The organism is Moraxella porci DSM 25326 (genome assembly GCF_002014855.1).
GTDB lineage: Bacteria > Pseudomonadota > Gammaproteobacteria > Pseudomonadales > Moraxellaceae > Moraxella > Moraxella porci.
Map to the genome: position 1 here is coordinate 255,350 of NZ_MUYV01000011.1, position 12,512 is coordinate 267,861.

The following is a 12,512-nucleotide window of genomic DNA, read 5'->3' on the forward strand; positions in this document are numbered from 1 at the left end:
TTTGTTTTTATGTGCTAAACAAGGGGGTGGTTAGGATGATTTTTTGGCAAAGACTAATTTGACAATCTGCCAAGCTACTGCCACCGCACCGATGATGAATACCACATCACCAAAGGTGCGCACCCAACGCAAGATCTCAAGAAACCCTTGCTGCATAAAGCCTTCGCTACGCGCATACCACAAGCCTTCGGTGATGGCGGCGTGCGCTTGGAAGATGCCGATTGGCAACAGACTGGTGGCGATCATCAGTACCAGACCAATGTTCAGTGCCCAAAAACCAAGCTTCATCAGCTTATCATCAAAGCGATGCTCAGGGCGCAGATAGCGCACAATCAGCAGCACAAAGCCTAGCGCCAAGAAGCCATACACCCCGAACAGGGCAGCGTGTGCGTGCACTGCGGTGGTGTTCAAGCCTTGTAGATAGAACAGTGAGATCGGTGGGTTGATCATAAAGCCGAACACACCCGCACCAAGCATATTCCAAAATGCCACAGCGGTGAAGAATAGGATTGGCCATTTCAGTTTTTGCATCCAAGGCGCTTGATGCTGCTTAGAATAATGCTCATAGCCTTCATAGCCAAGCACCACCAATGGCACAACTTCTAAGGCTGAGAATGACGCACCCATCGCCATAATCGGCGTGGTCGTACCTGTAAAGTACAAGTGGTGGAAAGTGCCTGGAATGCCGCCGACCAAGAACAGCGCCGCTGATGCGATGGCAGAACCTGTGGCAGTGCGATAGCTGACCAAACCCAGATTATAAAAGATAAAGGCAAATGATGCGGTGGCAAAGACTTCAAAAAAGCCTTCTACCCACAGATGAACCACCCACCAGCGCCAGTATTCCATGATGGCGATGTTGGTGCGCTCACCGTAGAACAGCCCTGAGCCATAGAACAGACCCACGCACAGTACTGATGCGACGAAGATGGCAAGCAGGTTTTTGTCGCCGTGTTGTTTAAAGCCATTGACCCAGCCACGCATCATCAGTACAAGCCAAATCAGCACACCGACCCATTTTAGGATTTGCCAAAAACGACCCAAATCGACATATTCATAGCCCTGATGACCGAACCAGAAATTCAGATCAGCAGGCAAAATGTGTGCGATGGCGAAGTACTGCGACGCAAACGAGCCGACACAGACAATGACGAGAGCTACCCATAGAATATCCACACCAAGCTTTTGGAACTTAGGATCTTTACCGCCATTAATAATCGGTGTCAAAAATAGACCCGCTGCCAAAAATGCTGTCGCAATCCAAAACAGCGCAAGCTGAATGTGCCATGTGCGCAGCAGCGAATAAGGCAGATAATCAGACAGCTGAATGCCGTAGAAGGCTTGACCTTCGACCGTATAGTGCGCGACGACGCCAGCGACGAAGACTTGGGCGACGAATAATGCCGCGACCAAAAAGCCATATTTGCCCAGTGCTTTTTGTGATGGGGTTAGTGCAAGCTTGGTCAAAGGATCGGCACTTGGCGTGTGAATAACTTCTTCTTCGGGTTTTTTAAACGCCCAAATCCAAATCATAAAGCCCACACCTGCGATCAAAAATACCACCGATGCGATCGACCAAATGATATTCTCGGCGGTCGGTACATTGTCAATCAATGGCTCATGCGGCCAGTTATTGGTAAAAGTCGCATCCGTACCAGGGCGTTCAGCTGATGCGATCCAACTGGTCCAAAAGAAAAAATCCGCCAAGCGTTCACGCGCAGTGACATCAGGTAAGGTGTTGTTTTTCATCGCGAAACTTTCGCGCGTACCGACAAGCTCAGGTGTATCACCATACAGATCGATGTAATACGGCGCAACCGCTTCGATCGCTTGGATGCGCGCATCAGACAGCACAACCGTCTCAGTGCCATTAGCGGCGCTGCTGCGATATTCTTGCTTCATCTGCTCATTGATGCCTGCTTGTTCAGCGAAGCTCAGTTCATCGAATGCCTTATTGTACAGTGCTTTGGCTTGGATATTTTGGTAAGCGACAAGCTCGCGATGCAGCCAGTCGGCTGTCCAGTCAGGCGCTTGATACGCGCCGTGACCAAGCACAGAGCCCAGCTGCATACCGCCTGTGGTCTGCCATGCCGATTGACCATCCAAAATGTCTTTTTCGGTCATGATGACATCGCCCTGACTGCTGACGAACTGCATAGGAATTGGCGGTGCTTGGCGATAGACTTCGACACCACCCCAGCCCAATAGGGTAAAGGCGATGAGCAGGGTGCCGATCAGCCAATACCAATGCTTTTTATAATTACCCATCTCTTGCTCCTTGTGGCTTGATAGGGAAAAATGATCAGAAAAAAGTGTGGATCAACTTGGAAAAATTAAAAGATATATATAAAATACATCTTTACAAGCGTAATTTTACGAGCATTGGTAGAAAAAATCAAGTAAGCGTGTTTAAAAATCTTAAAAATCGCTCAGTTAAGCAGCACAAGCAGCTCGTCTTTATTTTTCAAAAAATCATCCAAGCTATAGCCATCAAGCACCCGAATAAAAGCCTCAGCGGCCTCAGCAATGGCAGACTTTAGGGTGCAGGCAGGGGCGATGGCACAGTAACTGGTGCTTGTGGTGCTAAAATTCACGGTCGGTATTAAGGTGGTGTCTTTATTTTTATCTTTGATTTCCTCAAAGCATTGCACCAGCGCAAAGTCACTTTCTGTGTGTCGAATTAATTGGCCGATATTGATCTGCTTGGGATGCATCGACAGGCGAATCCCGCCATTTTTACCGCGCACGGTATCTATATATCCAAGCTTTCCCAGCTGATGGATAACCTTGGTGAGATGGTTTTTTGAAATGCGATAACTGTCAGCGATGTCAGCGATGTTGACGATCTCATCGCTGCGTGGTTTGACCGCCAAATAAATCAATGAGCGCAACGCATAATCGCTATAACTGGTCAATCTCATGACTGTCCTGGAATAATTGAGCTAAATTTTGCAGGTATGATGACAAAAATAGTGAAAATAATCAAACCTTTTTTCATGAGAATAATAAGATCATCACTCATAAAAATACTACAGTAAGGCTTGAAAAAATACAGCATAACAACCGCTAACACTTTGCGTGATTCAACTATTATTATTCATATTATACATGATTACTATTTAAAATTTAAGATATATGCCAATAAATAATAATACCTATAGAAAATATTTATAAAAATCAGGCCGATTGTGTTTGCATTTTTATAAAAATGGCGATATATTTATCCAACCTTTCAAGGTTATAACAGTTTGTTACAAAATCCAAATTGTTATGCTGTTCTGTGACACCCACAAGTTAAGGACTGCTTGTTTTATGTTGTTTAAAATCCTTTCAATGCCGCTAGCGGTATCTGCTGCCTTGGTAAGTGCTGGTCTGATTTCTACATCGGCATCGGCTGTATGGCTTGATAATAATCTGCGTAATGGTTTGCAGCTTGGTATTTCAGGCACGCTTAGCCCAAGCTTTACCAAAGATTCTGGCAAATTTACCTATCTGTATGGCGATCCAAGCGTCTATGATGTTGCTGACAATCCTGAGACTACAGATGTGGATGAAAGCTATATCGGTACGATGGCCGATGTATTTGCCGATCAAGACCGCCGCGACACGGATGAGCGTACACGGTTATCAGGACTAGATAGTGCGACGGTGAATTTCTCTGCCAATCAGATGCTGACTCGTGATGTAAGCATCTACGGTACAGTCGGTCTGTGGACGATGCCATCAGAAAGCGCTCGCCGCGGCTACTCTTATGGTGCAACCATCACGCACAGCAAGATCGGTTCATTGGGTGTCAATTCAAACAGTGCGTTTGCGACAGCGGACATTGCGACATCAGGCACCTATAACCCATTGGATACTGTTGGTTCGGCAGTATCGGCATCTTATACAGCGATTCCTAATCTGACACTATCGGCGTACCACGCATTCCCAGAGTCGGGTGATACACGCTCAACGGCAGATGCTGGACTGCATTCAGGCTATGGTTTGGCAGCATCTTATACGCATTCATTTGCACCTCGCCATAATATTACCATTGGTGCAGGTCATACCAAGGGCAAGCGTGAAGTGGACTTTTATGGTGACGGTTCAACTTGGACCTATGGCCCTGCTGACCGCTACACGGATTATTGGGAAAAGGTTTTTTATACCGCGCCAAAAGAAAAAGAAGCAACAGCAATTGGCCTAAGCTATCAGCTGGATGATTGGACGCTGTCTGTCGATGGTGGTAAATCTACTGAAGAATTTACTGGTGAATTTTATAACCGTGCCAAGACCGATAACTATGGCGTACGAGTGGATTATGAGTTTACCCCACGCATGACTGCCTATGCGTCTTATGGTGAGCGTAAATCGAAAAAAGATGGCGTGGATGGCAATCAAATCAGTTATCAAGACTTCTTAAGTGCAGGCGTACTTGGAGTGAATGAGACTTTGGTATTTGATGAAGTCAAGCAAAAGCAATACACCGTAGGTGCTTCTTATGATTTGTATCACAACATCACATTCACAGGTGAAGTCTCTGGCATCAAGACCAAAAACTATATCGCCGAAGGTGCATTTAGTAAGCGTGATTCGCTGAACTATCTTGCAGGCGTGAGTTTTAGCTTCTAATTTGATATTGATTTTATTTTAAGGATTTATTATGAAACTAAAAGCATTAGCACTATTTGTCGCTGTCGCATCAGGCGTGATTTCTACTCAGTCATCAGCGGTATATAATCTGTACAAAAAAGACGGTCTTAGCCTAGATGTCAATGGTGAAGTGAATGTGCATTTCAAAAATGACCGCGAGCAATTTACTTATCAATATGATCAACCAGGTTGGACAAGTATTACAAGCGATCCAAGACAACTGGTAACTGGTACTTATGAGGAGCGCACAGATCGCCGCACTCGTTTGGGCCAAGATGATGGTGCATCATGGATGGATATTCGCGGCTCTCAAAAGCTACCACAGGACTGGCGTGTAACTGGCACCATTGGCTTTGGTTATGCTGATAGCGGCAGTGGCATGTATCTAAATAGTGCCAACCTAGCTTTTGATAAGCTAAATGTCGGCTCGATCTCATTGGGTCGTCAGTACCTACACACCGGCTATGTGACTCGTACAGGTACGTTTACCACGCTGGATACTTTTAGTGGTGCGTCAATCCGTACCGACTATACTGCCATCCCAAATCTACACCTAAGCGCCTACTATAGCACACCATCAAGCAGCGATGTGCGTCGAAATAGCAATGATGAAGTGGAGGGCTGGGGTGCATCAGCCAGCTATCGTTATCCGATTGCTGACAATCACAGCGTACGCTTTGCGGCAGGTTATTCAGACTCTCGCGCCAATCCACAACTGGTGAATAATAATAATGTTCCACAAAGAAATGGCAATCAGGTGCCTGTTGATTCAAAAGGCTATGCAGGTTCTGTCGAATATCGCCATGGCAACTTCTTGGCAGCTGTCGATGCAGGGCGCGGTGAGGATGATTTAAGTGGTAATGTTATTGACAGCGCAAAAACTGATTTTGTAGGTGTGAAATTGGGCTATCAATTTACACCACGCTTTAGTATGACCGCAGGCTATGGTCAACAAGAAACCAAGCGCAAAAATCAACAGGGCGTGACGGTAGTAAGCGGTAGTGTTGGTGCTACAGGTATCCGGCAAAATGTTGCTGCTGCTTATGAACCATTCTTATTCCCCAAGACTGAAGAGACTCGTGCATATATTCGTGGCGATTATTATCTGCGTGATAATGTACGCTTATATGGGCGCATTGACAGTGTTGAGTTGCAACACGAGCTTGACGGCAAGGATTTTGCAAATTTAGAAAACACCGCCTATCGTGCTGGCGTGTCGTTCACTTTCTAATTCAAAGCAATTTTGGACTTATTAAGTACCACCGATTTTCTGAAATAAAATCGGTGGCGATGTATAGATTTTACTCTACAAATGGAGTATGGAGCATTCCATGAAACTAAAAAAACTCGCTGTCTTGATGGCGGTCGTCTCTGGCGCATATGCGGTGCCGAATGTGGTTTTTGCCCAAGAAACTCAGGCGACTGGTCAAAAGCTGGTATATCCAACCACGCGTGTTCACCAAGAACAACAAGATCATTTTATGTTTGGTGAATATGGCAGACCAAGTAACTATGTTGGCTCATCAAGCACAAGCTTTAGTGATACTTCAGATTTTCCTCGTCCTGATGATGGTATTGATCAGTATTTTACCGAGACGGTCGTGGATAAATATCGCTGGTTAGAAGACATTGATCCGATCAATCCAGAATATGCCAAAGAAACCAGTGCTGATCGTGAGCGTAATTTGATCGGTACTCGCCTAGAAAATGAAGTACCAGATGATCAATTTGATAATCGTACCACTAAGGCGCTACAAACCGTCGCCGAGCCGACATCAAGCGAAGTCAATGACTGGGTCAATGCCCAAAATGCGGCCACCAATGAATATCTGAATAATATTCCTTATTATGATCAAATCCGCAAAAACATCGATAGCCTGATGGATCGTGAGCATCTGATTCGCAGATACAAGTTTGATAACATCGGTGAACTATATATGTACCGCGGGCCAGATGGCTTTAACCGTATTCGTACTACAGACCCTTTGGGCAACCAAACCATCATTTATGATGAAAGCCTATTGTCTTCAGATGGCCGAGTCAGTGTCGCTGATGGTGATATGTATCCTAGCGAAAATGGTACTTATGTCGCCTTAATCATGCGTGATGGTGATGCCGATTCGAACAAGTATTATATCCGTGTGCTTGACTCAAAAACTGGTCAAGATGTTACCACGCCAATCCAAAATATCTCTTATTCGGGCCTAGCGATTGCTTGGCTGGATGATACCAGATTCTACTTCCCAACCACGAACGGCGGCTGGCCTGAAGTGCATATGCGTGATGTGAGCAAAAACAGCTTCAATGATAAGATTGAAGTGAGCCAAAAGCATCTACAGCAGTGGATTGAAGATTTGTGGCTAGAGGGCGATGACAATCGCTATTTGGTAATTCAGCATTCATCACCTGTTGAGAATTTTTATATCAAAGATTTGCACACAGGCAAATATTATCGCATCCACAATCAAAAGTTTTTTGATAAAAAATATCACAATCCTGATGCCTTTACACATGGTTTCTTGGCGCGATATGTCCACTTTGATCCAAAAACGCTGGATGTGTGGTTTATTTCTGAAGAAAATAATCCAAAAGGCGAGATTATTAAGTCTAATCTTAATAACCTAAAAAAACGAGAAGTGGTCGTCCCTGCACCAGCCGAGTATGATGAAATTCTAGAAGCTGTTTATCATGATAAGGGCGATGGCTATTTCTTGATCAATTATTCCAAAAATGGCGAGCACCGTGTCGTGATTGCAGATGCAAAAGGGCGCATGATTGAGGATTTGACACCGTCAGCAGGGGGTAATGCGGACGATCTGTATTCGGTTGTTGCCGAAGAAGGTAGTCACGGCAAGCCTGTGCATGATCCACTGATTGCCAATGATGATAGCGATGAAAGCTATGTAACATTCCGTTTTTATAGCACCATTCAGCCACGCACGATTTATAAATACAGCCCAACCAAGCGACAAATGATCGATGTGCGCCGTCGTGACCTGTATCCGTTCGTGACTGAAAATTACGAAACCAAGAATGTGACCTACACATCCAAAGATGGCACCAAAATCCCAATGGTGATCAGCTATAAGAAAGGCACGGTGCTAGATGGCAAAAATCCAACTGTACTGTATGGTTATGGCGGTTTTAGCTTGGCATCAGATCATTATTTCCGCTTTGATCGTGCGACTTGGCTTGAGCATGGCGGTATTTGGGCGACAGCACACCTGCGCGGTGGCGCTGAACTCGGTGAAGAGTGGCACAAGGCTGGTAAGCGTCTGGATAAGATGAATGTCTTTGATGACTTTGAAGCAGCGGCGGATTATCTGATTAATCAAGGCTATACATCGCCTGACTATTTGGCAATTTCTGGTGCGTCCAATGGTGGTCTATTGGTTGGTGCGGCGATGACACTCAATCCAAGTAAATACCGTGTGGCACTGCCAGAAGTCGGCGTGCTGGATATGCTACGCCATCAGGACAATTATCACACTGGGTACTGGGTGGATGAATACGGCACGCCATACGACAGCATTGAGATGTATGAGAAGTTGAAGAGTTATTCACCATATCACAATGTCAAGGCAGGTACTTGCTATCCATCAACCATCGTGATGACTTCAAAGCGTGATGACCGTGTGACACCATCGCATTCTTATAAGTTTGCCGCTGCCCTACAAGGGCATCAAGCTTGTGACAGACCAGTGTTCTTGCATGCTGCCGAAAACCAAGGCCATAGTGCACGAACTTGGGTTGATCGTAAGAATAATTACCAAATTGTGACAGCTTTCCGCCTGCATGAGATGGGCATCACGAGCGTCTCTACCATCACCAACCGACCAAGCGAAGATGAACTCAAAGGTGCTAAGCGCTTGGAAGAAGAAGCCAAAGAGCACGAAGAATTTTTGAAAAATCGTCAAAAATTACTCGAAAATCAGCAGTAATTATAGACTGCTTAATAAACAAACCCCGTACTTAGTTGGTACGGGGTTTGTTTTTAGAATGAATGATTCATCATTTATTAGGGACTTTAGATATCAGATAATTGATATTCAAGGATTATGGACGACGACGCTTACCAGTCAATAGCTCATAAATGAACAAAATGATGATGGCACCGATCACCGAGAACACCAGATAACCAAAGCCCTGATTGGCACTCATGCCAAACAAACCAGCGATGAACGAACCGACATAAGCACCAGCGATACCCAAAACAATGGTTAGGATCCAACCCATGCTGTCAGCACCTGGCTTGATGGCGCGAGCAAGCAGACCGACAACAAAACCAACAATCAATGTCCAAATCATAATTATTACTCCTAATTTACTTTATAAGCAAGTCAAATAACCATGCGTCATTTGATCCAAACTTATGCCTTAAGTGTATTGTAGCTAAGATAATTGGCCTTGTGGGTTGTAGCTGTGTAAGTGTGGTATGGGTTCGGTTGTAGTGGCTTAACAACCTTACAGAACTGTAAAAAACAGCCGTGCTGGCTGTTTTATTTTATCTCATTTATCCACCGTCTCAACGATGTTCAAATCAAAGCCAGATAAGGCATTGAACTTAATTGGACTCGACAGCAGACGCATATTGGTCACGCCTAGGTGCTTTAGAATCTGCGCGCCGACTCCAATGGTTTGATACGGGGCGCGGCGGTTTTGACTGCTAGGATTGGTGGTGGCCTTTAATGCATCGAATGCATCTGCCACGCCCATCTCATCACCATGACCAATCCACACCAGCACACCATGCTCGCTGTCGGCAATCTTCGCAAGGGCGTTTTGGATGGTCCAGTGGCTACCTGTGGCATGGATGCCGAACAAATCTTTCATCGGATTAAAGCTGTGCACACGCACAGTGCTGATGCCATCGGCAGTCGGTGTGCCTTTGACAAATGCCAAATGCACATCCTCTGAGCCAAACTCACTAAAGCGATAAGCGGTAAATTCGCCATACTCGGTGGTGATTGGGAAATGCTCAACTTCGCTCACCGTCTGCTCAGTTGCCATGCGATACTGAATCAAATCAGCGATGGTACCGATTTTTAGCCCATGTTCTTTGGCAAAGATTTCTAAGTCATCACGGCGTGCCATCTCGCCATCTGGCTTGATAATCTCAACAATCACCGATGCTGGCTCAAGTCCTGCTAGGCGTGCTAAATCACAGCCCGCTTCGGTGTGTCCAGCACGGTGCAAGACACCGCCTTTTCTTGCCATGATCGGGAAAATATGCCCTGGCTGTACGATGTCGGTTGGCTTGGCATTGGGGGCGACGGCTGCACGCACGGTGGTGGCACGGTCTGATGCTGAGATGCCTGTGGTGACGCCTTCGGCAGCTTCGATGGATAGGGTGAAATTGGTGCTGAATTTGGCGCCATTTTTATCACTCATCAATGGTAGATCAAGCTGCTGACAACGCGCTTCGGTCAGTGTCAAGCACACAAGCCCACGCGCATGAGTAATCATAAAATTGATCGCTTCAGGGGTGATGTGGCTTGCCGCCATAATCAAATCGCCTTCGTTTTCGCGGTCTTCGTCATCCATGAGAATGACCATTTTGCCATTTTTGATGTCTTCGATGATCTCGGTGATGCTGTTCATTGTCATAATAATTACCTGTTGTGATTATCGTGTTTATATCGGGGCGATTGAGTTATTATAAAGGATTGTCAGTGGATTTTGGGAAATTTTCATGCACTGCCTTGTTTTAGCCAATTGATAAAAGCATAGTTGGCTTGTTCTTTTTGATTATCACCAAACTGATAAAAGCGAGTGCCGAGCAGGGCATCTGGCAGGTATTGCTGTGGGTGGTAGTGGTTGGGATAGTCGTGTGGATAGATGTAGCTGACACCATAGCCGTCCGCTTGCATGAGCTTGGTGACACCATTTCGCAGATGCAGTGGCACGGGCGATTGGTCATTTTCAGCAAGCTTCATGGCGGCATTGATGGCGTTGTAGCTTGTGTTGGATTTGGGGCTATTGGCAAGATAAACCACCGCTTGACCAAGAATAATCCGAGCTTCTGGCATACCGATTGACTGTACCGAACGCAAAGCAGTATCGGCGATCAATAGGGCGTTTGGGTTGGCAAGTCCGATATCTTCGCTGGCGGCGATGACCAGGCGACGTGCGATAAAGGCGGCATCTTCGCCTGCTGTGAGCATCCGAGCCATCCAGTACAAGGCAGCATCAGCATCACTACCACGGATGGATTTGATCATCGCTGATACTAGGTCATAATGATTATCACCCGATTTGTCATAGCGTACCAAGGATTGACCTGCCACCGCCGTGACGCTGTCATTATCAACAATCACAGGCTCACTGCCTGCAGCGACGAGCTCCAGTAAATTCATCGCTCGCCGTCCATCGCCTTGGGATAGGTCGATCAGTGCTGTTAAGTCATTGATAATAATTTGTTTTTGTTTAAGTATGGCGTCTTTTTGGATGGCACGCTTGATCAGTGCGGTGATTTCATGCGGCTCAAGTGGATGTAGCTTATACACCTGACAGCGGGAGAGTAGTGCATTATTGACGCTGAATGATGGGTTTTCGGTGGTTGCACCAATAAAGGTAATCTCGCCAGTTTCGACCGCTTGTAGCAGCGCATCTTGTTGGGCTTTATTAAAGCGGTGAATCTCATCGACGAACACCACAGGCGGCTCATGAAACAGTCCATCGTCATGACTGAGCACTTCTCGTAGCTCTTTGACACCGCTACTGACCGCAGATAAGGGGCGAAAGGGGCGATTCACCGCATGGGCGAGCAGCATGGCGATGGTGGTCTTGCCGATGCCTGCCGAGCCATGCAAGATGATTGATGGCAAGAACCCTTGGCGGATAATGTTGGTCAAAGGGGCATTCTCCCCCAAAAGGTGCGTCTGTCCGATGACATCGGCAAGCGTGGTGGGACGCATTCGTTCGGCTAAGGGTTTCATCGTGGTTGGTTTTGGTTGTGGTTTGTGGTATTTTAGCACATTTGACAGCCTTTATTCATCCGCACATCAGCCATATCGGTGTTTAGCAATTCATATGTTTAGTAATCCTTTTACTTTTCGTCCGCAGAGCAGAGCTTTGAGCGATGGCGAAAAACAGCTTGCCAAAAGTGTGTTTGGCGATGCCATCGACCTTGAGAGCGTTCGACTGAAGACCGCATGGTGGGTGCTGTCAGGCTATGCGGTGTCACCAGATGGCAATATCTATTTTCATCCTGATGACTGGATGGCAGATGTTTCATGTGAAACCTTGGCCAAGCGTGCGTGGTTTATCCATGAGCTGACCCATGTGTGGCAGGTGCAGCAGGGTAAGGCGGTGTTTTGGCGGGCGCTCTTGAACCGTCGATATCGCTATACACTGCGTGATGGCAAAAGCTTTTTTGCTTATGGCATCGAACAGCAGGCGCGCATGGTTGAGGAGTATTATATCCGCCGTGAGACAAATCAAGACTGCACGGCGTGGCAGGCGTGCGTACCGTTTGTGGGGGATGGTCAGCAGGCGACGGTTTGATGCCATCAGTGATCATGATGCACTGTCTTCTTACCAGTAATCATCGCCTGTACGGTGGTATCGGCTATACACATGAGTTCAAGGATGATGCCCGAGCAGTCAGTGCATCACTGACTTCTATCCCGCAGTACACACGTGGATTTAGCCTACCTGTGGCGACAGCTGACAGCAGTGGCGTTCATGCACATTTGGGTGTGATGACCAAGGTGAATGATCGGTTTGCCATCAATGCCACTGTATCGGCAAACCACGCCAACAGTGATGAAAAAGACATCGCAGGCGTGATTGGGGTACAAGCACAGTTTTGATGGCTCAATGAATCAAAAAAAGCTGTTTTGGGTGCAAAACAGCTTTTTTATTTGGCAGGCTTT

General features: G+C 46.3%; 10 protein-coding genes. 5 read left to right on the forward strand and 5 right to left on the reverse strand.

The features are described from left to right. Window positions 1-30: 30 nt before the first annotated feature. Both B0681_RS08950 and B0681_RS08955 read right to left on the reverse strand, forming a co-directional pair. Window positions 31-2,268, reverse strand: a complete 2,238-nt coding sequence (locus tag B0681_RS08950) for a nitric-oxide reductase large subunit (protein ID WP_078318386.1) — start codon at window positions 2,266-2,268, stop codon at window positions 31-33. 161 nt (window positions 2,269-2,429) lie between these two features. After that, window positions 2,430-2,921 (reverse strand): Rrf2 family transcriptional regulator, encoded by a 492-nt coding sequence (locus tag B0681_RS08955; RefSeq protein WP_078318387.1) that lies wholly within the window; start codon window positions 2,919-2,921, stop codon window positions 2,430-2,432. A 391-nt stretch (window positions 2,922-3,312) separates the two neighbouring features. Between B0681_RS08955 and B0681_RS08960 the strand changes: the two genes are divergently transcribed. The 3 genes from B0681_RS08960 (at window position 3,313) to B0681_RS08970 (ending at window position 8,576) form a co-directional block, all read left to right on the forward strand. After that, window positions 3,313-4,614: a porin gene (locus tag B0681_RS08960; protein ID WP_158077932.1), complete on the forward strand. Its 1,302-nt coding sequence runs from the start codon at window positions 3,313-3,315 to the stop codon at window positions 4,612-4,614. Between the two features lie 31 nt (window positions 4,615-4,645). Then, entirely contained in the window at window positions 4,646-5,866 is a 1,221-nt protein-coding gene (locus tag B0681_RS08965) for a porin (RefSeq protein ID WP_078318389.1), read from the forward strand. Between the two features lie 100 nt (window positions 5,867-5,966). Then, entirely contained in the window at window positions 5,967-8,576 is a 2,610-nt protein-coding gene (locus B0681_RS08970) for a prolyl oligopeptidase family serine peptidase (protein WP_078318390.1), read from the forward strand. A gap of 115 nt (window positions 8,577-8,691) precedes the next feature. On the opposite strand, the gene B0681_RS08975 is transcribed toward B0681_RS08970, so the two are convergent. The 3 genes from B0681_RS08975 to B0681_RS08985 all read right to left on the reverse strand — a co-directional run bounded on the left by B0681_RS08975 (window position 8,692) and on the right by B0681_RS08985 (window position 11,573). Further along, complete coding sequence (locus B0681_RS08975; protein ID WP_078318391.1) at window positions 8,692-8,943, reverse strand: GlsB/YeaQ/YmgE family stress response membrane protein; 252 nt, start codon at window positions 8,941-8,943, stop codon at window positions 8,692-8,694. 201 nt (window positions 8,944-9,144) lie between these two features. Beyond that, complete coding sequence (gene ribBA, locus B0681_RS08980) at window positions 9,145-10,242, reverse strand: bifunctional 3,4-dihydroxy-2-butanone-4-phosphate synthase/GTP cyclohydrolase II (protein WP_078318392.1); 1,098 nt, start codon at window positions 10,240-10,242, stop codon at window positions 9,145-9,147. Window positions 10,243-10,325: 83 nt separating this feature from the next. Then, window positions 10,326-11,573, reverse strand: a complete 1,248-nt coding sequence (locus B0681_RS08985) for a replication-associated recombination protein A (RefSeq protein ID WP_078318424.1) — start codon at window positions 11,571-11,573, stop codon at window positions 10,326-10,328. A 94-nt stretch (window positions 11,574-11,667) separates the two neighbouring features. Between B0681_RS08985 and B0681_RS08990 the strand changes: the two genes are divergently transcribed. Both B0681_RS08990 and B0681_RS08995 read left to right on the forward strand, forming a co-directional pair. Next, window positions 11,668-12,141, forward strand: coding sequence for a type IV secretion protein Rhs (locus tag B0681_RS08990; RefSeq protein WP_211271526.1), 474 nt, complete (start codon window positions 11,668-11,670; stop codon window positions 12,139-12,141). Beyond that, complete coding sequence (locus B0681_RS08995) at window positions 12,141-12,449, forward strand: autotransporter domain-containing protein (RefSeq protein WP_078318393.1); 309 nt, start codon at window positions 12,141-12,143, stop codon at window positions 12,447-12,449. The genes B0681_RS08990 and B0681_RS08995 overlap by 1 nt, the downstream gene beginning before the upstream one ends. Window positions 12,450-12,512 lie beyond the last annotated feature (63 nt).